Annotated in this window: 22 protein-coding genes; 8 read left to right on the plus strand and 14 right to left on the minus strand. The window is 56.2% G+C overall.

From position 1 onward, the window contains the following. Positions 1–136: 136 nt before the first annotated feature. Genes RMS95_RS14955 through RMS95_RS14970 form a run of 4 tightly spaced genes read right to left on the minus strand, consistent with a single transcriptional unit; the run spans position 137 to position 4,031 of the window. Positions 137–676, minus strand: coding sequence for a hypothetical protein (locus RMS95_RS14955; protein ID WP_310646992.1), 540 nt, complete (start codon positions 674–676; stop codon positions 137–139). Positions 677–688: 12 nt separating this feature from the next. Next, positions 689–1,570 carry a plasmid partitioning protein RepB C-terminal domain-containing protein gene (locus tag RMS95_RS14960; protein WP_310646993.1) on the minus strand — a complete coding sequence of 294 codons (882 nt, stop codon included), beginning with the start codon at positions 1,568–1,570 and terminating at the stop codon, positions 689–691. Next, entirely contained in the window at positions 1,567–2,469 is a 903-nt protein-coding gene (locus tag RMS95_RS14965) for a plasmid partitioning protein RepB C-terminal domain-containing protein (RefSeq protein ID WP_310646994.1), read from the minus strand. The genes RMS95_RS14960 and RMS95_RS14965 overlap by 4 nt, the downstream gene beginning before the upstream one ends. Continuing rightward, positions 2,466–4,031, minus strand: a complete 1,566-nt coding sequence (locus RMS95_RS14970; RefSeq protein WP_310647011.1) for a recombinase family protein — start codon at positions 4,029–4,031, stop codon at positions 2,466–2,468. Before RMS95_RS14970 ends, RMS95_RS14965 begins: the two co-directional genes overlap by 4 nt. Positions 4,032–4,854: 823 nt before the next feature. Between RMS95_RS14970 and RMS95_RS14975 the strand changes: the two genes are divergently transcribed. The 5 genes from RMS95_RS14975 to RMS95_RS14995 all read left to right on the plus strand — a co-directional run bounded on the left by RMS95_RS14975 (position 4,855) and on the right by RMS95_RS14995 (position 7,970). Further along, positions 4,855–5,313 carry a mobile mystery protein A gene (locus tag RMS95_RS14975; protein ID WP_101049929.1) on the plus strand — a complete coding sequence of 153 codons (459 nt, stop codon included), beginning with the start codon at positions 4,855–4,857 and terminating at the stop codon, positions 5,311–5,313. Between the two features lie 10 nt (positions 5,314–5,323). Beyond that, complete coding sequence (locus RMS95_RS14980) at positions 5,324–5,911, plus strand: mobile mystery protein B (protein WP_310646995.1); 588 nt, start codon at positions 5,324–5,326, stop codon at positions 5,909–5,911. Between the two features lie 21 nt (positions 5,912–5,932). Then, positions 5,933–6,205 (plus strand): hypothetical protein, encoded by a 273-nt coding sequence (locus tag RMS95_RS14985; protein WP_310646996.1) that lies wholly within the window; start codon positions 5,933–5,935, stop codon positions 6,203–6,205. Between the two features lie 21 nt (positions 6,206–6,226). Continuing rightward, complete coding sequence (locus tag RMS95_RS14990; protein WP_310646997.1) at positions 6,227–6,706, plus strand: hypothetical protein; 480 nt, start codon at positions 6,227–6,229, stop codon at positions 6,704–6,706. A 109-nt stretch (positions 6,707–6,815) separates the two neighbouring features. Then, positions 6,816–7,970 (plus strand): PIN domain-containing protein, encoded by a 1,155-nt coding sequence (locus RMS95_RS14995; protein WP_310646998.1) that lies wholly within the window; start codon positions 6,816–6,818, stop codon positions 7,968–7,970. 107 nt (positions 7,971–8,077) lie between these two features. On the opposite strand, the gene RMS95_RS15000 is transcribed toward RMS95_RS14995, so the two are convergent. Beyond that, on the minus strand, positions 8,078–8,470 hold the full coding sequence (locus tag RMS95_RS15000) for a 4-oxalocrotonate tautomerase family protein (protein ID WP_310646999.1): 393 nt from the start codon (positions 8,468–8,470) through the stop codon (positions 8,078–8,080). A gap of 111 nt (positions 8,471–8,581) precedes the next feature. Here RMS95_RS15000 and RMS95_RS15005 point away from each other — a divergent pair, with 111 nt between their 5' ends. Beyond that, on the plus strand, positions 8,582–9,481 hold the full coding sequence (locus RMS95_RS15005) for a LysR substrate-binding domain-containing protein (protein ID WP_310647000.1): 900 nt from the start codon (positions 8,582–8,584) through the stop codon (positions 9,479–9,481). 21 nt (positions 9,482–9,502) lie between these two features. On the opposite strand, the gene RMS95_RS15010 is transcribed toward RMS95_RS15005, so the two are convergent. The 3 genes from RMS95_RS15010 to RMS95_RS15020 all read right to left on the minus strand — a co-directional run bounded on the left by RMS95_RS15010 (position 9,503) and on the right by RMS95_RS15020 (position 13,276). After that, positions 9,503–10,372, minus strand: a complete 870-nt coding sequence (locus RMS95_RS15010; RefSeq protein ID WP_101049916.1) for a patatin-like phospholipase family protein — start codon at positions 10,370–10,372, stop codon at positions 9,503–9,505. Between the two features lie 385 nt (positions 10,373–10,757). Then, complete coding sequence (locus RMS95_RS15015; RefSeq protein WP_310647001.1) at positions 10,758–11,138, minus strand: VOC family protein; 381 nt, start codon at positions 11,136–11,138, stop codon at positions 10,758–10,760. Between the two features lie 50 nt (positions 11,139–11,188). Further along, the gene (locus RMS95_RS15020; RefSeq protein WP_310647002.1) at positions 11,189–13,276 is read right to left on the minus strand and encodes a UvrD-helicase domain-containing protein; all 2,088 of its coding nucleotides are present in this window, start codon (positions 13,274–13,276) and stop codon (positions 11,189–11,191) included. A gap of 63 nt (positions 13,277–13,339) precedes the next feature. On the opposite strand from RMS95_RS15020, the gene RMS95_RS15025 reads away from it, so the two are divergent. Further along, positions 13,340–14,308 (plus strand): AEC family transporter, encoded by a 969-nt coding sequence (locus RMS95_RS15025; RefSeq protein WP_310647003.1) that lies wholly within the window; start codon positions 13,340–13,342, stop codon positions 14,306–14,308. A 48-nt stretch (positions 14,309–14,356) separates the two neighbouring features. Here the strand turns inward: RMS95_RS15025 and priA are convergent, their stop codons facing one another. The 4 genes from priA to RMS95_RS15045 form a co-directional block, all read right to left on the minus strand. Beyond that, positions 14,357–16,555: a primosomal protein N' gene (priA, locus tag RMS95_RS15030; protein WP_310647004.1), complete on the minus strand. Its 2,199-nt coding sequence runs from the start codon at positions 16,553–16,555 to the stop codon at positions 14,357–14,359. Positions 16,556–16,902: 347 nt separating this feature from the next. Then, positions 16,903–18,009, minus strand: a complete 1,107-nt coding sequence (hemE, locus tag RMS95_RS15035) for a uroporphyrinogen decarboxylase (RefSeq protein WP_310647005.1) — start codon at positions 18,007–18,009, stop codon at positions 16,903–16,905. Positions 18,010–18,110: 101 nt separating this feature from the next. Beyond that, a complete protein-coding gene (locus RMS95_RS15040) occupies positions 18,111–18,515 on the minus strand; it encodes a CoA-binding protein (RefSeq protein ID WP_310647006.1) in 405 nt (134 codons plus the stop codon). Positions 18,516–18,518: 3 nt separating this feature from the next. Further along, a complete protein-coding gene (locus RMS95_RS15045) occupies positions 18,519–20,810 on the minus strand; it encodes a thioredoxin family protein (protein ID WP_310647007.1) in 2,292 nt (763 codons plus the stop codon). A 73-nt stretch (positions 20,811–20,883) separates the two neighbouring features. Here RMS95_RS15045 and RMS95_RS15050 point away from each other — a divergent pair, with 73 nt between their 5' ends. Further along, entirely contained in the window at positions 20,884–21,720 is an 837-nt protein-coding gene (locus RMS95_RS15050; protein ID WP_310647008.1) for a creatininase family protein, read from the plus strand. Between the two features lie 25 nt (positions 21,721–21,745). Here RMS95_RS15050 and RMS95_RS15055 read toward each other — a convergent pair whose 3' ends face one another. Further along, positions 21,746–22,414 (minus strand): histidine phosphatase family protein, encoded by a 669-nt coding sequence (locus RMS95_RS15055; protein WP_310647009.1) that lies wholly within the window; start codon positions 22,412–22,414, stop codon positions 21,746–21,748. A gap of 146 nt (positions 22,415–22,560) precedes the next feature. After that, positions 22,561–24,465 (minus strand): ATP-binding cassette domain-containing protein, encoded by a 1,905-nt coding sequence (locus tag RMS95_RS15060; protein WP_310647010.1) that lies wholly within the window; start codon positions 24,463–24,465, stop codon positions 22,561–22,563. Positions 24,466–24,926 lie beyond the last annotated feature (461 nt).

Genomic DNA, 24,926 nt, shown 5'->3' on the forward strand with positions numbered 1-24,926 from the left:
GGATACCACCGGCTCAATTCGCGCAGCAGCATAGGATTAATTCAAATGCTGCTGCAAATACAAACCATCAAGTTTTGGAATAACCTTGACACATCGGACTAACTTCTAATTCAGTGGTACGGCTAGTGGGGGCAGGTCACTCTCGACGACCTTGGTGCAGCACATTGGCAAATTCCGATTCAACAACCCATAGGCGTTTATCTTCTATCGGTGGAACCTCGTTCTTTCCCTGCTGATAGCCATCGTGCATCAGCGCCACCAACCCTTCGCGGCTGGATAGCCCGCCTCTATGAATTTGCGGTGCCAATGTCGGTTCGATCTCTCGAAGTGCTTGATCAAGGCGAAGAACCAAGGAGAGGGCGTCACCCTTGCGCCCGCGCCCAGACCTTCCAATATGAAGAAGGAACATGCGGGGATGGTGCCAAGTGTTTCCGATGGGCAAGTACACCCCACGGCCAATCGCGCACGACAAATATGTCATGAAGTTGGCGGAGATGGCGTAGGGATTGGTTTCCGTTTCTTCGCCGCCCACCCGTCCAATTTCACCCACTAATCCATAGAGGCAGGCTGGATCTGGTTGCGGTGGATTTCTGTGGACATCAATGTCGATGGAGTCATCCACGTGAGGCTTTGCAAGACCGTTGGTCTGGCCAGCCATTTTGGGGGACTGCTGCATGACAGGTGCTTCTCATTTGTCTAATGCCACCGTTCTCACAATGTGCTCGAATTCAACAAGCTCATCGGGATGGTTGTGGGAAAGGTACCGAATGACGGCTTCGTTATCCAGTAGCTTGACGAGATAGCCCTTTGCCAGGACCAGATTGAGAACGTCTTGCCCGTAAGTTTGTTCAACCAGTTTGAACTGCCCCTGTAGATTGCCCATCTCCCTTTCCATCTTGGCCATCTGTTCTGGCGTCAGGCCGCCGATTTTCTTGGGCTTGACCTCGCCAACCAGTAAATGGCTTGGCGTTGCTGCCAGCAAAGCCTGGGCGTAGGACACGGTGATGTTGTTGGTGGCCACCATCAACTCTACGCACTCAACTTGACGAGTCGGTTTGAGTTTGCGAATGACAGCCCCAACGTTGGCAGAAAACTGTTGATCCTTGAGCAGCTCTGCGGCCTCAGCGCAGACGCCATCAAGAAGGTTCATCTTCTTGATGATTTGGCTGATGTCCACGCTCAGTGCCTGCGCCAGACGGGCGGGTGTCACGCCGCGTTCTACCGCCCGACGGATCATGAAGTGCTCTTGGATTGTGGACAGTCGATTGATTCGATTGTTGTAGGTATAGGTTTCATCGTCGGTGGCCACCAGGCACGGAGCATCTTTGAAGCCGATCTGCTTAATGGCGAATAGCCGGATGTGGCCATCAAGCAAAACATGCATGCCCGTGGTTTTGTCTGGCTTGCCTATGGTCAAGGGCTCAATCAATCCAACGGCATCAATGGACGACTGAATTTGCTTGAATTTTCTGGACGTGAGCAGACCTTCTGGAACTTTCCGCGAGGGCAATAGCAAGTCCAGTGAAATAGTCAGCGGATCCGGAACGAAGCCAAGGGGCATTTGTGTCATGCTGCATGTCCCCCGTGCCAAACGCGTTCGGCCAGGTATTTCGGCAGTGTGTCCAGACCTTCCGCTCGTAGCAGATTGGTGAAGTTTTCGTTGGCCAGCAGCTGGCGCATTGCTTCGACAACAAAGAGAAGTCGCTGCTGAGCAAACTCCGCCTTCTTCACCATCAGTTTTTGCCGCTCAACTTCCTTCTGGTAATTGCGAATCAGACTGGATGAGGTCACCTCTTCAGCGGCTTTGCGAGGCGTGCCTCGAGCGATGGAGCGGCCAAGGGTCCTTCTGCGTTCGATCACACGGCGCGCCTGGATGAGTTGCTTGCCCCGCAGCTTCCCCGACTCATAGGCTTCTTGCATCGCTGCCTGAATCTCTTTGTCATTGCCAGCCCCTGCAATGGAGAGCGCTGCGTTCAATGGAATGCGGCCACTTTCAACAGCAACCAGCAATCGCTCTTCTCCATTTTTCAGTAATTGCAAGATGCCGTTCACATAGTCGACACTCAGGCCCGTTTTTTCGGCGATCGATTTTTTGTCATACCCTTGATCTCTGAGTTGCTCAATGCCCATGAGCAATTCGAGAGGGCGGCACTGCCTACGCGCAATGTTTTCTGCCAAGCTCATGATGAAGGCATCTTCATCACTGACATTGACAACCATGGCCGGGATCAATGCTTCGCCGAGGGTCTTGAACGCCTTAAGTCGCCCCTCGCCACAAATGAGCAAGTATTTCACTTGGCCACTCTCATCCGTTCTGGGGGTGACGGTGATTGGTTTTTTCAGACCGATGGATTTGATGTTGCCAACAATCTCGTCGAAGACCTTGTTGTTTCGCTCTCTGGGGTTCAAGACCTCAATTCGATCGACAGGAATCATCTGAAGATCTGCAGCCGAATGTTCCATGCTCATGCTGCCCTCCGGATTCGACTGCGTTCTGCCATGCCGTACAGGTAGTCCAGATTGTCAAAGCGATAGCTTTCATACTCAAGACCGTTGTGATCCGCCAGACTGACGCGAGCTTGACCAAAATCCAATCGTGGCAGTAGGTAGTAGTCGAGTGGAGCCTGGTTGGTCTCATCCAGTCGCACGGCCACGGTAATGTCAGGAGCCAGGCCGGTGTCAAACCGAACCTTCCAGCGCCTTCGCCCATTTTCATGGAGCTGACACCGTGACAAGACCAGTGATGCTGTGAACTCTTGGTTCACATTCAGCATGTCCGTCGCTGGATCGCGCTGCACTGTGCCGCCCAGATCCGCAATCATCCGTTCGGTGTGAGAGATGATGTCAGGATGCAAGCGCCGCAGGTACTGATTGATCTCAAGGAATCGGTAATCTCGATCCGGGGTGTAGCCCACCGCCTGGTAGGCGCGAATCAGGCTTCCGAATCGGTGTATGTATGCAGACGCCGAGGGCATACCTTCTGTCTCGTCAATGATCAGCCCCGATAAGTAGCCTCGGTTCTGATAGAGATTTCGCAGCTTCTCGATCAACTCTTCGTTGCTGTACCGGTGCGCTCTGGCTCGGAGAATTCCCTGTGCGGTGTAGAAAACCTCCGGTGGCACGATGCCCTCGAACGCCCCCTCTTTTTTGATCCACATATCTGGTTCATTTGAGACGCGATGCTTCTTGAGCTTGAAGGAGATGCGGTTGTAGACGTTGTTGCCGATGTACTTCTCGTTGGTCAGTACCTCGCGTACTGTTGCACGAGTCCAGTCCCGCTCCAGATCGGTTGGAATGCCCATGGTGTTGAGCCGTTGGGCAATTTCAAATTCCCGTAACCCATCGTCAATGAACCAGCGATAGATCATGTTGACGTTTTGAATTTCGGGGTCCGGACCCGGCATCAAGATGACCCGGTCGGTTTGCAAACTCTTGTGTTCACCTCGCGAGAGTTCACCTTTGACAGATCCAGTTTGATCAATCAGGACGCGTCGCAGACCATACCCGGCGGGGCCACCTTGGCGGTATCCGAGCTCAATGAGTCGGCACTGGCCTGCGAAAACTTTCGCCGACAGTTCTCGGCTGTACTCACCAGCCATGGCACGTTTGACACCCTTAACGATGGTGGAGACCGGCGAGCCGTCGTTTTCGAACTGCTCCGCAACGTACACCACATGGATTTTTTTACGCTTGCAGATGTATTCGTAATACGCGCTTTCATCCGCATCCTGGAATCGTCCCCACCGGCTGACGTCATAAACGAGCACGAGGTTGAAGTCGGCCTGGCCTGACTCGACATCATGGATGAGTTGCTGCAATGCCAGTCGCCCACCGATGTTCAGGCCGCTCTTACCCTCGTCGGCATAGGTGCGCACGATCGCAATATTGCGCCGGGCCGCATACTCACGGATCTTGTCTGCTTGGTTTTCCGTTGAGTACTGTTGATGTTCAGTGGACATCCGAACGTATTCGGCTGCTTTGACGTTGCTAGGTTGGTCCGTTGCATCGTGGATGGACTCTTCTGACTGCATATAACCCGATCGCTTGTTGTTAGTGTTGATGCGCTCGGGCCTGCCATTCATTTCAGGGGATGGTGAACAGCCAGAGGTTTTTGGCTTTCACACATGTCCCCGAAACGGTTGCCATGCAGGTGGTCGAAATCGCATTTGGGAGCAACGGTAATGCCCAGCAACACAAATGACCATCAAGTCCTATCTTTGCAAGCGTCATCTTTGCAGGGGCAGTCTGCGCAAACGGGCGTGATCTCAACGATCCACGCGTCTGTCTTTGCAAGCCCACTGGCAGGCACTGACTTGATGCGATAAAGGCCTTCCAGGGTTGGTGGGGGTGCAGATGGCGACCGCTGCATGGCCCTGTTGCGCTCGGCATAGTCCGGGTTTTCATCGCGATACCTGCGCCAATAATCCGGGTTGCGCTCTTGCCAGGCTTTCTGCGACCGAGCTTTATTCTCTCGGTAGTCTGGATCGGCCTGCAGCTTTTCGAGGTGCCAGCGTTGCCGCCGTGCTTTTTGGCATGCCGGGTCAGCGCAGAAGGTCTGACTGGGCACTTGGGGACGAGGTTGGAACGGGGAACCGCAGTTGGCGCAAAGCTTTTCGGGCATCAAATGTCTCCATACAAAAGTTGTATGGAAACTCTCGTTCCCCCCGGTTCTTACCCCTAAGAAGTCACCATGGTTGCGCCTGCTGGCTAGTTATGGCCAACAGGAGAAGATTCAATATGAAACTCATGAGTTTCATTTAATCCTGCTATCAGGAACCTGTAGGTTTCGGGGTATTTGCATTATTGGAACCCATAGGTTAAGATGGTGACATTAAAACGTTACCTGTAGGTTCCATGGAAAACCAATTCCGCGATCTTCAGCTCCAGCAAATGGACGCACTTCTTGCCACTTGGAAGGCTGCGCAATTGAGCGCACGCCCCAGGTCTGGATGGGTGCGCGCGATTCGTGAGTCCCTGGGCATGTCCGCCGCAGCCTTTGCTCGTCGTCTGGGCATGTCCCATGCCGGTGTCCGCAAGCTGGAAAATGCAGAGGCGTCAGATGTCATCACGTTGGCCAGCCTGCGCAAGTTGGCTGAGGCGTTGGATTGCGAACTGCAATATGCCTTGGTGCCTCGTACCAGCCTGTCGCAGCATGTGAAAGAACGAGCCGAGTCAGTGGCGCGGGAGCGCTTGCGCCCGATTGCCCATTCAATGGCATTGGAGGATCAGGCTGTCCAAGGGCCATTGACCAAGCTGCAACTGGAGCTGGCCATCAAGGAGTTGTTGGAAGGTTCGCGTCGCGAACTGTGGTGAGATATTGAATATGGAATTTCATTACGCCCCTGGGGCAACCCCATTAGATCCGGACGAAGCCGCAGGTTTGGTGCCGACGCACATTACCACCCAAGGCGATCTAAACGCATGGGAGCAAATCAACATCGTTCAGGGGGATCGCTGGGCTGCGCGCCAGAAAAAGCGGGGCTTGCTGGATGAGGGGTTTATTCGAGATCTGCATCGCCAGATGTTTGATAAGACCTGGCAGTGGGCGGGAACATTCCGCAAGACCAATAAAAACATCGGTGTGGACTCGACACAGGTGGCGGTGAAGTTACGCAACTTGCTGGACAATACAGAATATCAAATCGAGAATCATGTCTTTGATGCCGATGAGACGGCAGTGAGGTTTCACCATCAATTGGTGTGGATCCATGCCTTCCCGAATGGCAACGGACGCCATGCACGTTTGATGGCAGATTTGTTGGCAATGCGTCTTGGCCGTCCGCGACTGACATGGGGCGGCGGCGAAACATCCATCACCACGGTGGGGGAGCTACGCGATCAATACCTTGCCGCCTTACGTGCAGCAGACCAGGGGCAGTTCGGCGATTTGATTGCATTTGCTCGCAGTTGACGAAGGGAAGCGTGGAATGGCATGAACTTAGGAGCTTATATTTCAATTGGATCTGCGGTTGCTGCGTTTGTGTCCGCGACTCTTTGGGTCATCGCAGCTCGTGCCCGAGTGCCCTATGACCCCAAGCCAAATGAAGATGGTTTTTATCCGTCCGGAATTTCAGATGGAGATGATGACTTCATTGAGGCCGTGAAGAAGCAGGGGGAGTGGAACCGCTGGGCGGCCTACTCAGCTGCGATTGCCGCCGCTTTGCAGGGCATTTCGATGCTGCTCCAGGTCATTGAGTCGTCATGACAAAGAAAGGAGAAATTCAAAATGGTTGATGCAACTATGGTTGGGGGTGCAATTTCTAGTCTGAAGACACTCTATGAAATTGCGAACGGAATGTTGACAGCAAGCAAAGATGCTGCCGTCAATGCCAAAGCAATAGAGCTGCTTTCCACAATTTCAGAAATACAAGGTCGCCTCCTTGAAGCTCAGCAATCAATGGCACAAATGCAGGATGAGCTGAGAAAAGCGAACGAAGAACTTTCGCGGAGAGCTCAATTCGATCGCTATGAATTGGCGGAGCCGTATAGGGGAACACGGTTGTATCGACTCAAGGCCGATGCGGCACGGTCGGGTGAACCAACTCACTTCATCTGTCCCAATTGCAAAGATGTACTCAACAAGATTTCAATCTTGCAAGAGGATGGCAGTGCGGCCTATTGCAAAAACAAAGATTGCGGACAGGTCTTTGACATCGCGTCGCAACCAAAACTTGAACGGCAATATCACAATCCGTATGCTGTTTAATTTCATTAGGATTTGCTTGGAGAAGAATGCTTTTCCCCGCATGCTTGCGGCAAATTAGAGAGATCAATGATTTGATCGCATCTGTCCACAGTTGACGAAAGGGAGCGGTATGCCGAGTGGATTGCCAAGCGCGCAAGCATTGCTGGAAGACAAGAGCGTAGGCTTCTTTTCCATTGATACGGACGTAATTCAGAGCCATGCGTACAAATTTTCCGCCGGTGCGCTACGTGCATTGCCACTGCAGAGACCGGCTTGGCTGACCATCCAGCAAACTGAAATTGTTGAGCGGGAAGTCCACGCTCATCGAATGGAGCCGGTGTCCAAGGTTGCCAAAGAGTTGAATGCAGCAATTGCAAAACTGCAACGCCTATCAGGGCTGAATTTCACCCCTGTCAGTGAACAAGTCAAAGCGCTTGACTCCGAATCTGTCACCGCTCGCAATTTTTCCAGAGAGTTCAGCGCCTTTGTGGCAAGCCTAGGTGGGGGCGTCTTACCAATAGCTGGGCCAGATTTAGCGCGGCAGATGTTTGACCGCTATTTCCAAGAAGCGGCACCATTTGAAGCCAGAAAGAAGTCCGAATTCCCCGATGCTGCCGCGCTTTTGACGCTGGAAAACCATGCCAAGGCAACCCAAAAGCAAGGCATCTTGATCTCGAGGGACGGCGGTTGGACAGATTTCGCCAAGCACAGTGATTGGCTCTACTGTGTGAAATCCTTGGATGAATTCGCCGCGCTGTTCAAGTCCACCAATCCGGTGGCAGCGGGCGTGACCGCGAAAGTCAGTGCGGAGCTCTCAAACACCGCCAGCAGTCTTTCTACGTTGGTGCAGGCCGCAGTTGAAAACCATGTCGCTGGCGCATATTGGAATGCAGATGATGTCTGGACGGGGTTCTGTCACCGTGTTGAGGCTGAGGTGGATCAAGCGCACTACCTCGGTCATTCGGTGGACCTGACTGGAATTGGTATATGGTTGGTGGAGCATGACCCCACCATTTGCATAATTGAGGTCAGGGCAACAGTTCAGGTCTCGGTGGACGTTAATGTCGAATTTTTTGTGTACGACACTATCGACCACGAAGAGCTGAATTTTGGCTCTCTAGAGGTTACGCGCGATCATGAACTGGAAGTGGATATGTTCATCACCTTGCGCGGCGATCTTGAGCTTGCGGCAGTTGATGAGCTGGACCCGTCAATTGAGCTGGCTGGTGGCGAGTATGACGTTGAGGTCGGAGAAGTTGAGCCTGACTTTGACGAGGAGCCATAAGCAACTCTTGATATCTTTGGCGTTGCCGTGAATTGGCTCCTGCGCGGAGTCCAGGCTTAAGCTCATCATCAACTGTAGTTATAGAGCGGCAGCATTATGCTTTTTGCTCACGTTTTGTGCGATCTGAACTCTTGCGTTTTGCCGCCATAACCATAGGCGCCAGCCCGCACATCATCGACATGGATGTAGCTCTCATGGTGCAGGTCGGGCATAAGGTTTAAGAGGCCGTCATACACGGCCTGAATGTATGCCGCTTTTTCGAGTCGGGTGTTGGTCTCGTCTGTGATCTTGATTTCGACAAAGGCGCTGGACTTGTTTTGCGCAGCCAATGATTGGCCGCCCACGATCCAATGTTCTGGCTCTACATAGCGGATAGCGATGGAGGTCAGTTCGGGCTTTTTGCGCAATATCCGGCTTGTAAATTCCCCCAGCATTTGTGCCACCTGTTGGGTTTTCTGCTCTTGCGCTGGGCCACTGAGTAGTACGTTGAGAATGGGCATGATTGACTCCTTTGAACATTGGATGTGACTGTATTGATATATCCAATGCATGGAAACCGCTAATAATTGAAATTGGTTTTGCAAATTCTGCAAAACTTCTTAGAATGACCCATGAGCTTTCATTTGGATGATCTGGCCCTGTTTGCCCGGGTGAGTGCGTTGGGCACGCTGTCAGCGGCGGCACGCGAGCGCAACATTCCGGTCAGCCAAGTGACGCGAGCGTTGAATCGGCTGGAAGCTGCTTGTGGTGCTCGACTGATGCACCGGACAACTCACGGTCTGAGCCTGACTGATGAGGGTGACACCTTGTTGCAGCACGGGTCGCTAATGCTCGACACCTCAGAAGTGCTCAAAGCCGATTTGCGCGGTCGGCAAAACGAGCCCAGTGGTTGGGTTCGTGTCGGTGTCAGTGCCTCGGTGGCAGAGTCGCTCATCGCACTAAGCTTGCCTGCACTCTACGAAAAATACCCGCGCCTGCATATTGAGGTGTTGGCCGATGACCGACTGGCAGACATGGCGCGCGATGGCATTGACATCGCCATCCGCACCGCCGCCGTGCATAGCGAAACACTGGTGGCCAGGCAGATTGGCTCTGCCAGTCGAACGCTGTATGCCAGTCCAAGCTACTTGGCTAAGAATGGCACTCCGCAGCATCCGGACGAGCTGGCGCAGCATCACATGATCGGCAATAGCCGTGCCATTTCGATGAACCTGTGGGAGCGACAAGATGCAAAGTCAGGTCTGCAAATCAAAGGGCAGACGCTCACCGATAACTCTGCCGTATTGCTTTCCATGGTCAGGCATGGGGTCGGTATCGCACGATTACTAGACATCGTCGCGTCGCCGCTGGTCAAGTCGGGCGAACTGGTTCCTCTGCTTCGACCGTACTTCGATGTTCAAGAAATCCCTGTTTATGCTGTGATGCTGCAAGAGCGACACCGGCTTCCGAAAATTCGGGCATGTGTTGAGTTTTGGGCAGAATATTTGGCTGGCAATGCATTCGCTGTGTAACGGGACCTCGAGTGACGCCCTCTATTTAGCCATTGCGAATTTCGCTCCATCGCGAAGGCCTAGCTCAAATGCCTGGTCAACGGTAGTTCCTGGCCGACAATCCCAAGTGGACACGGGGACCTTCTGGCTCGGCTGCCAGTATGTTCGTCCTTGCCAAGCAAAAACGGTTGGAAGGCTCGGGTAGTGCCTGGTGAGTAGTACCAGCGTATGTTTCCGTTCTGCTGCAGTTTGAGGTGGGATGGGGGCGTTGTCAGAATATCCTCCATCGAACCCCCAGCGCCCCTCGACTTTTTGGGCCAGCATAAACGGAGCGGCAGCGGCTACAGCTTGCAGTAATGTTCGAGCTGATTGCCCGTCAGGGACGTCGTTCATGCTCAAAAATTCTTGCTTCAATCCAAGATAGCGCGGCAACTTGGGGTGAATGCTGTGAGCCAATTTCTTGTCTAATAAATAAGCGAGTGAACCGGCTGCCAGACTGCCTGCTAATCCAAGCGCACGAGCGGGACGAGTAATGGCGACAATCAGTTCGGAGCCTGCTGTCTTTAGTTTTTCAAAATGATGGTCGCTGGTGAAGGATTCGATCCAGGCAGGGTAAATGTGTTGATGCGCAAATTTCAGACGAAATTGGGATAAAGATTTCCAATCAAACAGTCGATCATTGCTCATGTAAAGCTGCTTACAAGATGCAAGTGCATCCCTGGCGGAACTGGTCAGAAGTGATGTGGCAATGGCTGCGCCTGCGCTGGTGCCCACCAAAGTTGGAGGAAGTTTCCATCCCATGTCCAGCAGTTGTGAAACGACGCCAGCCTGCCACCAACATCGATTTCCGCCTCCTGCAAATGCCAAGGTGTGGATGTCATCCAAATGAAGTTGTGTGGATGAATGGGGCATGGTTTCGTTTGTCCGAATGAGGATGTGTGAATGGAAATATGCGCCCCGACTCGGTGCCGCCTATTAAATATAAGCGACTGATCCACGACCATGCTCTCTGGCGGTGCCATAGGCGGCGACAAGAAGCGTTAGGCAGGGATACAATCAGCTCCAAGCAAGTGCCACTGTTGGCGCAAGCAATCGACACACGCACTGGGACGGAATTTCCCGAACCAGTGAGGTGGTTAGAGCAGATCCTTGGATGCACCCCATACTCCTCATTGGGGGGCAAACCCGGGACGGCACGTCTCACACCTACGGGATGAGTGTTTGCCGAACTGCTATACTCCACCACCAGATACACCCCGTAGTTTCGCAAGAGGCTACGGGGTTTTTCTTTGTGCGTTTATTTGGTGGGGCGGAATAAGGCGCAGATCTTGTTCCCGTCGGGGTCGCGCAGGTAGGCCAAGAACAATTGGCCTGCTGGCGTTTCGCGAAAGCCAGGGGGGTCTTCGCAGGTGACGCCGCCGTTGGCAATGCCTGCCGCGTGGAATGCTTCGCCTTGCTCCGCGGATTGAACCGAGAAACCAATCGTGCTGCCATTGCCGTGCGTGGCAGGTTCGCCATTGATGGGCGTGGTGATGCCAAATGTGCCTGTGGGGCTGCGGTAGAAGTAGCGGTTGTTGTTGGCCACGCCAGGGGCGATGCCCAATGTGCCCAACACAGCGTCATAAAACTTCTTCGAGGCGTCTAAATCTTTGACCCCAACCATGACGTGACTGAACATGCGTTTCTCCTTGTGTGTGTGATTATTTCGTCGCCATTATGCGGAATGCTTTATTTCGCCGCCGCGCTCTCCGCCGAGGCTGCCGTGGCCCGTTTGGCAAACTCGGCGCGGAGTGCTTTGAGTTTTTCGCGTGGGTCTTCTTTGATGGTGTCTTTGTCCAATCCCATTTCAGCGATGAAGCGGCTAGGTTGCACCGCGACCATCTCTCGGCCTTTTTTGCGCTTGCGTGACCAACTCACAGCCAGCGTGCGTTGGGCGCGGGTGATGCCCACATACATCAGGCGACGCTCCTCTTGTAGACGCGAGGCGATGTTCTCGTTGGTGTGCTCAGTGCCTGGTTCATCGTCGAGTCGAAACGGCAGCATGCCTTCCGTGACCCCCACCAACATGACGTGTGGCCATTCCAAACCTTTGGAGGCGTGCAAGGTGGAGAGCGTGACCACGTTTTGGTCTTTTTCTTGTTGCGTCAGCGTCGACAGCAAAGCGATGGTTTGTGCCACCTCGAGCAAACTTTTCACGTCGTTGCCGATGCTCACGCCAGCACTGTCGTCTAGCTCACCGCCGCAGCGCTGGGCCATCCAGTCGCAAAAGTCCATCACGTTTGACCATTTGGCCGCCGCAATTTTTTCACTTTCTTCGGCGTCGTAGAGGTGTTTTTCGTAGTCGATGTCTTTCAGCCAGTCGGTCAAAAACGCACGCGCGTCTTCGGCGCCCATGGTTTGACGTGCGCGGTATTCGAGGTCATTCACATAGCGACCAAACTCGTGCAAGCTGCCCATGGCGCGTGCACTCAAGACCGACGGCAAGCTGTTGCTGAACAGCGCTTCAAACATGCTGAGTTTGTATTTGCTCGAAAACTCACCCAGGCTGGCCAAGGTTTGGTGACCAATGCCGCGCTTGGGCGTGGTGATGGCGCGCAAAAAAGCGGGGTCGTCGTTGTTGTTCACCCACAGACGCAGCCACGAGCACAGATCGCGAATTTCGGCGCGGTCAAAAAAGCTTTGCCCGCCTGACACTTTGTAAGGGATTTGCGCTTTGCGCAGTGCTTTTTCGAGCACGCGGGCTTGGTGGTTGGCGCGGTAGAGCACCGCAAAGTCTTTGAGTTCTTTGTATTGGCCGCCAGCCGAGGTGTCCGTGCCTGAGCGCAGCGACTGAATGCGGGCCACCATGCGCTCGGCTTCGTGTTCTTCGGTGTCGGCATCGACCACGCGCACAGGCTCGCCTTCGCCCAGTTCTGAAAACAGGGTTTTCGGAAACAGCTTGGGGTTGGGTTGAATCACGTTGTTCGCGGCCCGCAAAATCGCGCTGGTGGAGCGGTAGTTTTGCTCCAACTTGATGACCTTGAGGTTCGGGAAGTCTTGCGGCAGTTTGCGCAAGTTGTCCAGCGTGGCGCCACGCCAGCCGTAAATCGATTGGTCGTCATCGCCCACCGCGGTGAACCGAGCCTTCTCACCCACCAAGCACTTGAGCACTTCGTATTGCGTGGCGTTGGTGTCTTGGTATTCGTCCACCAAGACATGGCCGAGTTGCGCTTGCCATTTCAGACGCACTTCTTCGTGCTCTTGCAGCAGTTTGAGCGGCATGCCGATCAGATCGTCAAAATCCACGCTTTGGTAGGCGCTCAAACGCTCTTCGTAGCGTTCCATGATCTTGGCAATGATGCGTTCGTTGTCGTCTTTGGCGATGGCCATGGCTTGGGCCGAGTTCAGGCCCATGTTTTTCCACAGGCTGATGGTCCATTGCCAGGTGCGCGCGGTGGCCGCGTCTGAGGTGCCGCCCGCGTCTTTCAAGATGCCCGTCACGTCCGAGCTGTCCATGATGCTGAACTGCGGCTTCAGGCCCATCACGCCGCCGTCTTGGCGCAGCATGCGCACGCCCAACGCGTGGAAGGTGCAAATCAACACGTCTTTGGCGGCGCGGCCAATCAAACCCTTGGCGCGCTCGCGCATTTCTGTGGCGGCTTTGTTGGTAAAGGTGATCGCCGCAATGCGGTCTGGCTCGCAGCCGGCTTGAATGAGGCGGCCAATCTTGTGCGTGATCACCCGTGTTTTGCCCGAGCCCGCCCCCGCCAGCACCAGACAAGGACCGTGCAAGAAATTGACGGCTTCTTGTTGCGCGAAATTTAGACCAGCAGACATGCGTGAGACAAGGTAGGCAAAGCTTGGAATGATACCGGTCCACGGTGCGTGCAAAATAGGTGCGTGCTGAACATTCTTCTTGTGACTTTCCCCTTCTTTGCGCTGGTCTTGGCAGGCTTCGTGGCCGCGCATAGACGCATGTTGCCGCTCGAAGCCATTCCCGGCTTGAATGGCTTCGTGCTGTTTTTTGCGTTGCCTTGCATGCTGTACCGTTTTGGCGAGAGTACGCCGATCGTGCAACTGCTGGACCCCACGTTGTTTGTGGCCTATTTGTTGTGCGCGTTGGTGATGGTGGCTTTCTTGGTCGCTGTGAGTTTGAATCGCCGCATTGGCTGGAACGATGCTGCGTTTGGCGCCTTGGTGGGGGCGTTCCCCAACACCGGTTTCATGGGCGTGCCTTTGTTGGTGGCCTTGCTCGGGGCGGGCGCCGCAGGACCGGCCATCGTGACCATTGTGGTGGACATGGTGATCACCACCTCCTTGTGTATTGCCTTGTCACGCCTCGATGGTGCGGATGAGCATGGGGCTGCGCGCGCGGCCAAAAGTGCACTCAAAGGGGTGCTGACCAACCCCATGCCGTGGGCCATCAGTTTGGGCGGCTTGGCGTCGGCGTTGGGCTATCAATTGATCGGGCCGTTTGCCAAAACCGTGGGCTTGTTGGCCGATGCAGCGTCGCCTGTGGCGCTCTTCACGATCGGTGCTGTGCTGGCACGCTCGCAAATTCGCGTGAAAGAAAGCGGCCACGCGCCCATTTTGTGGCGTGATTACATGCCCGTGGCTTTCATCAAATTGGTGCTGCACCCGGTGTTGGTGTTGCTGGTGTTGATCACTGTGAATCAGTCGGGTTATGCGATTGACCGGTTCACACTCATGGTGGTGGTGCTGGTGGCGGCTTTGCCTAGCGCGAGTAACGTGGCCTTGTTGTCGGAACGTTTCGAGGCAGACACGGGGCGCATTGCCCGCATTATTTTGGTGACGACTGCCGCTGCTTTTTTTACCTTTTCAGGTGCTGTGGCGCTGTTGCATCCCTGAGCGTCTTCGCACCCAAAAACGCCACCTCACCGACGGGGTGTGCTGGCGCTAGATGGCCAGCGGATCCACGTCGACAGCCCAACGAATGACTTGCCGATGTGCGCTGCGCAGGCCGTGGAGGTCAGCTTGCCAATGCGCCAAGAAATGCTGCAAGGCTTTGCGTGAGGTGCACTCGATCAGCATTTGCGCCCGTTCTATGTTGGCGATGCGTTGAATGGTCATGGGCACTGCGGGGTACAAATCCACCAAGAGTTCATCGGCCAAGGCTGAGCCAGCGTCGCGAGCGGCGTTCAAAAAGTCTTGTGCGGCTTCTTGGCTGCGCGCCTCGGCACGCACCAAAGCTTGAAAACTGAAGGGCGGCAAGGTGGCTTGTTCGCGCTCGCGGAGTTGTTGGTCTGCGAATGCAGGGTAATCGTGTTGCTTGAGCGCTTCAAACAAGGGGTGCTGCGGGTGATGGCTTTGCACCCACATTTCGCAGGGGCTGACCAAATTCATGGTGGCATCGCGTCCTGCGCGTCCCGCCGCTTGCATCAGCAAGCTGAACAAACGTTCTGGTGCGCGGAAATCGCTGGAAAACAAGGCGCCGTCGGCGTTCAAAGCCGCCACCAAGGTGACGCGTCGAAAGTCGTGGCCTTTGGCGATCATTTGTGTGCCCACCAGCACGTCTACGGCGCCTGCATGCACTTCGGCCAGCTGGCGCTCCAGTTCGCCTTTGAGGCGGGTGCTGTCGGCGTCAATGCGGGCAATGCGGATGGGCTCGCCGTCGGGGCGGCGCACATCCGCCAGCAACTCGGCCAAGTGCTCTTCAAGTTGTTCGGTGCCGCGCCCTAAAGGGCTGATGTCTAAGTTACCGCAGCTTGGGCAGGCGCGTGTCACAGCTTGGGTGAAGCCGCAATGGTGGCAGCGCAGCGTGCGGTCGAGTTTGTGAAACACGCGGTAGGCACTGCAATGCGGGCATTCGCTTTTCCAGCCGCAGTCGGTGCAGTGCAGCACGGGCGCGTAACCCCGTCGGTTGAGCAGGACCAAAATTTGTTCACCGCGCGTCACACGTTCGCGCATGGCTTCCAGCAGATGGCTGGAGAACACGGTTTTGTAGGGCTGGCGGTTCATGTCCACACGCCGCACCAGCGGCAGTGCGCCTTGACCCACGCGCGAGGGCATGGCCAAACGCATGTAGCGCCCTGCGGGCTCTGTCTCTGTAGCGGGGCGGCTGTGGTGCCAGCTCTCTAGCGACGGGGTGGCCGAGCCCAAGATGACTTTGGCGTTTTCCAATTGGCCGCGGTAGACGGCCAAATCTCGCGCCGAGTAGCGGGCACCTTCTTGCTGTTTGTAGCTGGGGTCGTGTTCTTCATCGACCACGATGAGTTGCAAATGCGGCATCGACGCAAACACGGCCATGCGCGTGCCCAACACGATGCGCGCTTGGCCGCTGTGTGCCGCCAGCCAGTTGTTGAGGCGTTGCGCGGGCGTGAGGCTGCTGTGCATGGCCACCAAGCACTCTGAGCCCCATTGCGGCGCGAACCGGGCGCGAAAACGCGCTTCCAGTTGTGGCGTGAGGTTGATCTCTGGGACCATCACCAAAATTTGAGCGCTTGGATCGCGTTCCAGCAAGGCCTGAGCGGCTCGCAAATACACCTCGGTTTTTCCACTGCCGGTGTTGCCAAACAACAAGAACGGGCCGGATTGGGCGTCGATGCTGGCCAGCACTTGGGCTTGTTCGTCGGTCGGTGTGGGGATGGCTTGCGCAGGCGCATCGTTGGCAAGCGGTGGCTTGGGTTTGCGCTTTAAGCGGCGGGCCCACTGTTCGGCACTCAGATCGCGCAATTGGCTGGGCAGGGACGCCAAGGCCACCTCGCCCGCGCTGCGCTGGTAATACCGCGCAGCAAATTGAACCAACTGGCGCCAATGCGCGCTTAAGGGGGCAACGCCGTCCAGCACACTGGCAATGGCACGCAGCTGCAGCGCTGCTGGCGCTGCGTTGTTGTGCGAGGGGTCATCCATGGCCAGCAACGAGGGTTGCGAGGCTGTGGTGTGGGATGCGTCTGGGGCAAGCGTTGATGCGTTAGTTTCCTTGGCGCAGGGGCGTGTTCCCGCCTCGTCCCAGACCACGCCGAGTAACTCGCGGCTGCCCAGCGGCACGCGCACCAAGGTGCCTGGTGCGAGGACGCTGTCGCTTTCGTAGGTCAACGCACCCCCCAAGCCGCTGTGCGCGGGGGTGTGAACCATGACGGAAATTAGGTGCGACATGTCAAGCGGTCAGTTGGGCAGGTTTGCTCAGGTGTTTTTGCAGAAAACGCTTTAAGTCGTTGATTTAAAAGAGGATCGGGGTTAACCCAGTTTTTCTGTGGATAACTTTGTTGATATCTCACCTTGAGCCGCTGCAAAGCCCCAAAAATCAAGGCTTTGCACAAACTGCACGAAAAAAAAGCAACTTTAGAAACCTTTATAAATCAAGGACTTACGATTTTTAAAGAAGTTTTTTTAGATTTGTTCATAAAACTTCATGTTGGTGCACGGGGTCAACTTTTTTGTGCATAAGTCGCAAGCCCGAGTAAAACTTTTGTGGACTAGGGCTCGAAAGTTTCGATGGGCGATCAGGCTTGGCGCAAGGCGCGTGAATGGCTGTGTACCGCTTCAACCAGCACGCCCACGCTCTCGGGTGGGGTGAATTGGCTGATGCCGTGGCCCAAGTTGAAGATCTGAGTAGGGCCCGTTGTCGTGGTGTCGGTGTGTGGTTTGCCAAACGCATCCAGCACGCGGCGGGCTTCGGTGGCAATCGCGTCAGCGGGTGCAAATAAAGCATTGGGGTCGAGGTTGCCTTGTAGGGCTTTGCCCGGGCCACCCACGGCGCCGCCCACTTGGGCGCGGGCCTTGGCCAAGTTGACCGTCCAGTCCACACCCAAGACGTCGCAGTCGAGGTCGGCCATTTCGGGCAACCACAAGCCACCGCCTTTGGTGAAGACCAAACGGGGAATGACTGCGCCATCGTGCGAGCGCTTGAGCTGTGCCAACACACGTTTGGTGTAGGCCATGCTGAACTGTTGGAACATGCCATCGGCCAGCACACCGCCCCAACTGTCAAAAATCATCACGGCTTGTGCGCCGGCTTCGATTTGGGTGTTCAGGTAGAGAGCCACCGCGTCGGCGTTGATTTCCAAAATGCGGTGCATCAGGTCGGGGCGGCTGTACATCAGGCTTTTGACTTGACGGTAGTCGTCTGAGCCCGCGCCTTCAACCATGTAGCAAGCCAAGGTCCAAGGGCTGCCCGAGAAGCCAATCAAAGGCACGCGGCCGTTGAGTGCTTTACGAATAGAAGTGACGGCGTCAAACACATAGCGCAGCTTGGCCATGTCGGGCACAGCCAGTTCGTTCACCGCGGCTTCGGTGCGCACGTTCTTGGCGAACTTGGGGCCTTCACCTTGGGCGAAAGACAGGCCCAGCCCCATGGCGTCGGGCACGGTCAAGATGTCGCTGAACAAAATGGCGGCATCGAGCGGGTAGCGCTCGAGTGGCTGCAAGGTCACTTCGGTGGCGAAGTCGGTGTTGGTGGCCAAACCCATGAAGCTGCCAGCTTTGGCGCGCGTGGCGCAGTACTCAGGCAAGTAACGTCCGGCTTGGCGCATGAGCCAAACGGGGGTGTGGTCAGTGGCTTGGCGCATGCAAGCGCGCAAAAAGGTGTCGTTTTGGAGTGGTGCAAACATGGCGACATTGTCGCCGAGGCCGCCGCAGGCTTGGACAGGCGTGGGCGTGGGGGTTTGGGACGGCGAGCGGTGCGTTGATGTGTCCGTGCCGTTAGCGGACTTTAGGCAAACCGAGCGTGCTCGACCATCAAGCATTTGTCTTGCACGACGGTGAGGCCTGCGGCTTGGGCTTGTTGCGCGGCCACGTCATTTACGATGCCGATTTGCAGCCAGAGCGATTTGGCGCCAATGGCGACAGCTTCCGCCGCGATGGGCGGAATGTCTTCGGCGTTGCGAAAACAGTCCACCATGTCAATGGAGGCATGCTGGGCCGCCTCGGTGAGGGTGGCGTAGGCCTTTTCGCCCAGCACTTCGGTGGCATTGGGGTTGATGGGCACGATGCGAAAGCCGTGGTCTTGCATGTACTTGGCCACCCGGTAGCTGTCACGGTGCGGTTTGGGCGACAGGCCCACCACGGCGATGGTTTTGCAATGTGCAAGGCTGTGTGCGATGGGGCTGTGTGTCATGGCTCAAGGACGTGTGGATTGGGACTCCGGCGCGGTGTTCGGTCGCTGCGCGAAGTCGGTGGGCAATGCCTGTGGCTCGGGTGTGGGCAGTGCCGCCAGTGCATCGCGCACTTGACGCACGCTGAGCAACTCGGACAACACTTGGGCTGGTCGGCCTGGCGCGTACACCACGTACACAGGCACGCCGCTGCGTCCTAAGGCGGTCAAGGCCGCGGTGATGGCGGGGTCGCGGCGTGTCCAGTCGGCACGCAAAAGTGTGACTTGGTGTGCTGCAAAGTCTGCCAATACCTCGGCGTTGCTGAGGGTCGATTTTTTATTGATCTGGCAGGTCACGCACCACGCCGCTGTGAAGTCGACAAACACGGGCCGACCTTGTGCCAAGCTTTGCGCCACGGCGCTTTCGGACCAAGCTTGCCAAATGGTGCTGGTCTGAGTTTGGCTGCTGGTGCCAGAGCTCGGATTGGCTGGCGCTTTCAACGCGTCTGCCAAGTTGACGGCGCCCCACACCAAGGCGGCGGCCAGCAGTCCAGCCAAACCGCGTGCGGCAGGCGCGTGTTGTTGGAGTGCCCAAATGAATGTGGCGAGCAACAGCAGACCACTCAGCGCCAACATCGCGGCGTCTAAGCTGGTTTGTTGGCCCAAGACCCACAGCAGCCAGATCACCGTGGCCAGCATGGGGAAGGCCAACAGCTGGCGCAGCGTGACCATCCAAGCACCAGGCTGAGGCAGCAGGCGTGCGACGGCCGGAACAAAGCTGGCAAGCAAATAGGGTGCGGCAAGTCCTAAACCCATGGCGACAAAGATGGTGAGCGCTTGCCACGTGGGTAAGGTCATCGCGAGCCCCAGCGATGCGCCCATGAACGGTGCGGTGCAAGGTGAGGCCACGGCCACCGCCAGCACGCCAGAGAGTGCCGCATCCATGATGGGGTGCTTGTGTTGAAAGCTCGCCACGCGCGACGGCAAGATTTGCCCAAATTCAAACAGCCCCCATAAATTAAGGGCGATGAGCGTGAAGAACGCCGCCAACACGCTGACCACGAGCGGTGACTGCAGCTGAAAGCCCCAGCCCAGTTGCTCGCCTGCTGCACGCAAGCCCAACACGCCCGCGCCTAGCGCCAAGAAACTCAGCACCACGCCGGCCGTGTACGCCATGCCCGCGATGCGATGAGCACGGTGCGCGCGACTATGTTGCGCAAAGCCAAGCAACTTGATGGCCAAGACGGGCAGCACGCAAGGCATGAGGTTGAGGATGAGCCCGCCGACAAATGCACCCACCAGCGCCAATGCAAAGCCCAGCCAACTTTCATCGACGGTTGCAGCGTTGACGGCAGGTGTTTCGGCATTGGGCAACTCAGACACCGCAGGCCATGCCTGTGTGACGGGGGCTGAGACGGCAAATCCTTGGCGCTCTGTGCCGTCGCCCGTCGTGAGCAAAAAGCCAAACTGTTTGGGGTCGGTCAGGCGCAAATTACTGAGGGGCAATTTCACGGTCCAGACATCGCCTTGCCACGATTGCTGGGCATTGGGATGTTGCTCAGCGGCAGACGCCACCAGTTCGGCGGCATCTGGAAATACGTTCAGCGTTTTGCCATTCAGCGAGGCAGGCAGACCGTTGACTTGCAGCACCAAGCGCTGTGCCTCAAAGTGGCTGGTGGCGCTGAGATTGGGCAAGGATTGGGGTTGCTCGGCCATCACGGCGTCAAAGGCCGAGGCGTTGGCGACATAGCTGCTGTGGGCAGGAATGCGCAACACAAAGTCGCCTTCTTGTGGAATGCATTCGAGACGGCACACCAACCAACTGGCGTGCAGCTGAATGTCCATCGTTTGTGTCGTGTTGGGTTTGTATGACGCAGACACGGTGAGCGGCACAGCCAGCAAGACGGTTTTTTCAAACCCGTAGTTGGTCAAGTTGCCCGCTTTGAGTTTGTGCGGCAGCGGCCACAGCACATCACCTGCGCTGATGCCGACAGGTAAGTTGAGTTCGACTTGCGTGGGCAAGCCCGAGTCTCCGGGGTTGCGCCAATAGGTATGCCATTCAGGCTGGTGTGTGAGTTGCAAGCCAACCCAAAGTGGCTGCCCAGCTTGCACACCTTGCGGTGCATGCGCCATCAGTTCGGCGCGTACTTGGGGGGTGGTGACCACCGCACTGGCCAAGGGTTGTCCATAGCTGGGGATGGCGAATGCCCCGACGCTCCACAGCAAGATGGCCAACGCATGTGCCCAGAGGGCTTTCAGGCGGGCGGGGGCATGGTCAAGGCGGGCAGTGCCTGTCAGGCGCGAAAGAAAATGAAGCATGCGCCAGATGTTACCGAGCCACGGCGTGTCGCGCCTAAGGGCAACGCAATGGCGTGAAAGTAAGATGGCGTTTATGACGGCGCACACCAGCACACCCACCCCCACCGCTTTGGCATCGCACTTTTGGGCCGAGCTCAACACCCGTGACTTTTCTGCGCTTGACCCCGCCCATACCGTGGCCGTGTTGCCCTTGGGCGCGACCGAGCAGCATGGGCCACACCTGTCGCTGTCGGTGGACACGGAGTTGGTCGAGGGTGTGGTGAGTGCTGCCTTGACCCATTTGGCCGCCACAGACCCCGTGTTGGTGTTGCCCACGCAAACGGTGGGTCTGAGCACCGAGCACACCGCGTTTGCAGGCACGTTGCACCTGTCGCCGCAAACCTTGATTCAAGTGTGGTGCGACATCGGTGCGTCCGTGGCGCGTGCCGGCGTGAAGAAGCTGCTGATGTTCAATGCGCACGGCGGCAACGTCGGCTTGATGGATGTGGTGGCGCGTGAGTTACGTGCGCAACATGGTCTGATCGTCTACAGCAGCAGTTGGTACAACTTGCCGTTGGATGCTTCGGTGATGGGCCAATTTTCTTCCGACGAGCACAGGTTTGGTATCCATGCGGGTGACATCGAAACCTCCATGATGCTGGCGCTTTCGCCGGACCACGTGAACATGGCCGCCGCACAAAACTTCACCTCGACCTCGCAAGACCGTGCCAAGCACTTTGCCATTTTGGGCAATGGCAAAAGCGCCAAGCTCGGCTGGCACATGCAGGACTACAACCCGCATGGCGCAGCAGGCAATGCAGCGGCAGCCACTGCCGCCAAGGGCGAGGCGCTGGTGCACAGTGCGGGCGAGCAACTGGCCCTGCTGCTCAAAGAGTTGGTGGCCTTGCCTTTGAGCACGGTGCGCGTTTAACGCACCGGCGTATTGAGCGGGGCATTTAAGCGAAAGTGATCCAGTCTTTGTGACTGGGGGTTTCCAGATGCGTGATGCTGTTGAACGCCACCAAGCTGTGGCGTTTGGGGTTGAAGCTGAACTCACTGACCGCACTGTTGCGAATGCGCAAATTGAGTTCAATGCTGGTTTCAGGACTCAGCCGCAGCACATGGCCCACGGCTGTGGCGATGGGCCCCCCGCTGGAAACCAACAAGACATTGCCCTGCACGTTCAACCGAATGTGGTCGAGCGCAGACGTCACGCCTTTTACAAAATCCACGTAGGTGGGCATGCCTTGTGGGCTGACCACGCCAGCCATCCATTGCGTCAAGCCGTCGCGCAGCAGGCGAAAGTGATCGCGATAGCCTTCTTGGGTGGTGGGCTTGACCAGTTCGCCCGTGTGCACGGTGCGAATGACGGCCTCGCTGTCGTACTCATTCAAACCCGGCCACAGCAGCGGCGTGTGGGCGGTTCCCAAGCCTTGTTGGATGCCTGCCAAAGTTTGGGCATGGCGTTTCAAGGTGCCACAAATGACGGCATCAAATTGCAAACCTTGCGCGCGCCAGTGTTCGCCTAAGCGCTGGCTTTGCTGGGCGCCCAAAGGGCTGAGTTGGTCGTAGTCTGCGGCGCCTAAAGAGGCTTGGCCGTGTCGCACCAGATAAAGCTGTCCCATGGCGGTCTTTGGTAGTTGTTTGCCAAGATTTTGTCGACAGACGTTTGAAAAAACAGTCCCCGCCGAGACCAGCTGTCACCTTGGATGCAGCAGGGGTCTGGGCGGGGATTGCATCAGCGTCGTCGAGGCGACGTTGGCCGTGTCCGTCAACTGGTGGCAGACAGCGTTTCCCAGCGTTCGAGTGCGGCCATGAGGGCGGTTTCGATCTCTGTGTCGCGCGCATGGAGTTGGGCGATTTTGGCGGGATCGCTGGCGTACAAGCTGTTGTCTGTGAGCGCGGCTTGGGTTAGCTTTTGCTCGGTTTCGAGCGAGGCGATCAAGTCGGGCAAAGCATCCAGCTCGCGCTGTTCTTTGTAGCTGAGCTTTTTGGGCTTCGAGCTGCTGGCGTTGGTGGCGGGCGTTTGTGCAGCTTTGGCCGGCTCGGTGGTTTTTGCTGGGCTGGCGCTGTTGGGCTTGGCTGCGGCGCTCATGTTGCGTGCGCGCTCGGACTGGATGAGCCAATCTTGCACGCCGCCTTCGTACTCGCGCCAGAAGCCAAGTTTGTCCTCGTTGGCTTCGAACACCAAGGTGCTGGTGGCGACGTTGTCTAAGAACGTGCGGTCATGGCTGACGATGAAGACGGTGCCGTTGTAGTTTTGCAGCAGCTCTTCCAGCAGTTCCAGCGTGTCAATGTCCAAGTCGTTGGTGGGTTCGTCCAGCACCAGCACGTTGGCGGGGCGCGCAAACAAACGAGCTAGCAGCAAGCGGTTGCGCTCTCCGCCAGACAGTGAGCGTACGGGCGATGTGGCGCGCGCGGGGGAGAACAAGAAGTCGTCGAGGTAGCTTTTGACGTGCTTGCGTTGTGTCCCGATTTCGATCCATTCGCTGCCTGGGCTGATGAAATCTTCCAGCGAGGCGTCCATGTCCAAGCCATTGCGCATTTGGTCAAAGTACGCGACTTGCAAGTTGGCGCCTTGACGAATCTTGCCGCTGTCGGCTTCGAGCTCGCCCAAGATCATTTTTAGCAAGGTGGATTTGCCGGCGCCGTTGGGGCCAATCAAACCAATCTTGTCTCCGCGCAAGAAGGTGGCTGAGAAGTTCTTGGCAATGACTTTGCTGCCGAAGGCCTTGTCCACTTCGGTGAGCTCCGCCACGATCTTGCCTGTAGGTGCGCCGCTGGCCACGTCGAGCTTGACACGGCCCACAGCGTCGCGGCGTGCCTCGCGCTGAGCGCGTAAGGCTTCGAGTCGACCAATGCGGCTTTGGCTGCGTGTGCGGCGGGCTTCTACGCCTTTGCGAATCCACACTTCTTCGCCTGCAAGCAGCTTGTCGGCTTTGGCGTTGATGACGGCCTCTTGCGCGGCTTGTTCTTCTTTTTGCAGTTGGTATTGAGAAAAGTTGCCGGGGTAGGTCAACAAATGACCACGGTCTAACTCGACGATGCGTGTGGCGACTTTGTCTAGGAAAGAGCGGTCATGCGTGATGGTGATGATGCTGCCCTTGAAGTCGATCAAGAGTTGCTCCAGCCATTCAATGCTGTCGAGGTCCAAGTGGTTGGTAGGCTCGTCTAGCAAGAGCACATCAGGGGATGTGACCAAAGCCTGTGCCAGCGCCACGCGTTTGAGCGTGCCGCCTGAGAGGGCGTTGATGTGCGCATCAGGGGCTAGGTGCAAACGGTGTAAGGTTTCTTGAACGCGTTGCTCCCAGTTCCAGCCGTCGAGCATTTCAATCTCGTTTTGCATGGCTGTGAGGTCACCTTCGCCGAGACAGTATTGTTCAATCAAGTGACGCACGCGTGAGAGGCCTTCACTGACAGACTCAAAAACGGTGGATTCACCGTCCAGCTGCGGTTCTTGTGCGACGTAGGTCACGCGCAGGCCTTGTTGGACACGTAAGTCCCCATCATCGGGTTTCTCTAGGCCGCCCAAGATGCGTAGCAAAGAGGACTTGCCCGCGCCATTGCGGCCAATGAGGCCAACGCGCTCAGCGGTTTCTAGTGAAAATTCAGCACGATCAAGCAGTGCTACGTGCCCAAACGCGAGTTGGGCTTGTTGTAAGGTGATTAAAGACATGCGTCATTATCAAGGGCGTATGCCATGAGGCGACTCTGTAGATAGAGAAGGCGCCCGCTTGGAAGGCTTAGGCAGTAGGCGCCTTGATGAAAAGTTGAGGATTTATTTGCCGACATCAAAAACCAGTGCTATACTAACGGGCTGCCTTGATAGCAACGCAAGAGGGTTAACCCGATGCGTCTAACTAGGTGGTGTGCAAAAAATAATTTCAAGTTTTTCTTGAAGTTCCAAAAAAATGTTGCATAATAGAGGGCTTCGCTGATCGCAGCGAGTTGACTTAAGAGATTAAGTGGTTCATTAAAAAAATACAGCCGATAAGCGTGGGCGTTTGATGGTGATTGCCAAGTTCTTTAGGAACTTAGCTTTAATTAGCTAACAAACGCTCATGAAGTAAAAAAGATGTGAATTTCGTCAAAGAAAATCACGTCGATTCCAATTTATGAGTTGCTCGAAAGAGCGAA

The organism is Limnohabitans sp., assembly GCF_031539175.1.
In the GTDB taxonomy this organism is placed as follows: Bacteria; Pseudomonadota; Gammaproteobacteria; order Burkholderiales; family Burkholderiaceae_C; genus Limnohabitans.

Coding starts and splice junctions, on each gene's coding strand:
- RMS95_RS15000 (WP_310646999.1), bottom strand. CDS start 8,470: ATGCCCATTCTCAACGTACTACTCAGTGGCCCAGCGCAAGAGCAGAAA.
- RMS95_RS14995 (WP_310646998.1), top strand. CDS start 6,816: ATGCCGAGTGGATTGCCAAGCGCGCAAGCATTGCTGGAAGACAAGAGC.
- RMS95_RS14985 (WP_310646996.1), top strand. CDS start 5,933: ATGAACTTAGGAGCTTATATTTCAATTGGATCTGCGGTTGCTGCGTTT.
- RMS95_RS14990 (WP_310646997.1), top strand. CDS start 6,227: ATGGTTGATGCAACTATGGTTGGGGGTGCAATTTCTAGTCTGAAGACA.
- RMS95_RS15050 (WP_310647008.1), top strand. CDS start 20,884: ATGACGGCGCACACCAGCACACCCACCCCCACCGCTTTGGCATCGCAC.
- RMS95_RS14960 (WP_310646993.1), bottom strand. CDS start 1,570: ATGACACAAATGCCCCTTGGCTTCGTTCCGGATCCGCTGACTATTTCA.
- RMS95_RS14965 (WP_310646994.1), bottom strand. CDS start 2,469: ATGAGCATGGAACATTCGGCTGCAGATCTTCAGATGATTCCTGTCGAT.
- RMS95_RS14975 (WP_101049929.1), top strand. CDS start 4,855: ATGGAAAACCAATTCCGCGATCTTCAGCTCCAGCAAATGGACGCACTT.
- RMS95_RS14970 (WP_310647011.1), bottom strand. CDS start 4,031: ATGCAGTCAGAAGAGTCCATCCACGATGCAACGGACCAACCTAGCAAC.
- RMS95_RS15005 (WP_310647000.1), top strand. CDS start 8,582: ATGAGCTTTCATTTGGATGATCTGGCCCTGTTTGCCCGGGTGAGTGCG.
- RMS95_RS15060 (WP_310647010.1), bottom strand. CDS start 24,465: ATGTCTTTAATCACCTTACAACAAGCCCAACTCGCGTTTGGGCACGTA.
- RMS95_RS15055 (WP_310647009.1), bottom strand. CDS start 22,414: ATGGGACAGCTTTATCTGGTGCGACACGGCCAAGCCTCTTTAGGCGCC.
- RMS95_RS15040 (WP_310647006.1), bottom strand. CDS start 18,515: ATGACACACAGCCCCATCGCACACAGCCTTGCACATTGCAAAACCATC.
- RMS95_RS14980 (WP_310646995.1), top strand. CDS start 5,324: ATGGAATTTCATTACGCCCCTGGGGCAACCCCATTAGATCCGGACGAA.
- priA (WP_310647004.1), bottom strand. CDS start 16,555: ATGTCGCACCTAATTTCCGTCATGGTTCACACCCCCGCGCACAGCGGC.
- RMS95_RS14955 (WP_310646992.1), bottom strand. CDS start 676: ATGCAGCAGTCCCCCAAAATGGCTGGCCAGACCAACGGTCTTGCAAAG.
- hemE (WP_310647005.1), bottom strand. CDS start 18,009: ATGTTTGCACCACTCCAAAACGACACCTTTTTGCGCGCTTGCATGCGC.
- RMS95_RS15045 (WP_310647007.1), bottom strand. CDS start 20,810: ATGCTTCATTTTCTTTCGCGCCTGACAGGCACTGCCCGCCTTGACCAT.
- RMS95_RS15020 (WP_310647002.1), bottom strand. CDS start 13,276: ATGTCTGCTGGTCTAAATTTCGCGCAACAAGAAGCCGTCAATTTCTTG.
- RMS95_RS15015 (WP_310647001.1), bottom strand. CDS start 11,138: ATGTTCAGTCACGTCATGGTTGGGGTCAAAGATTTAGACGCCTCGAAG.
- RMS95_RS15010 (WP_101049916.1), bottom strand. CDS start 10,372: ATGCCCCATTCATCCACACAACTTCATTTGGATGACATCCACACCTTG.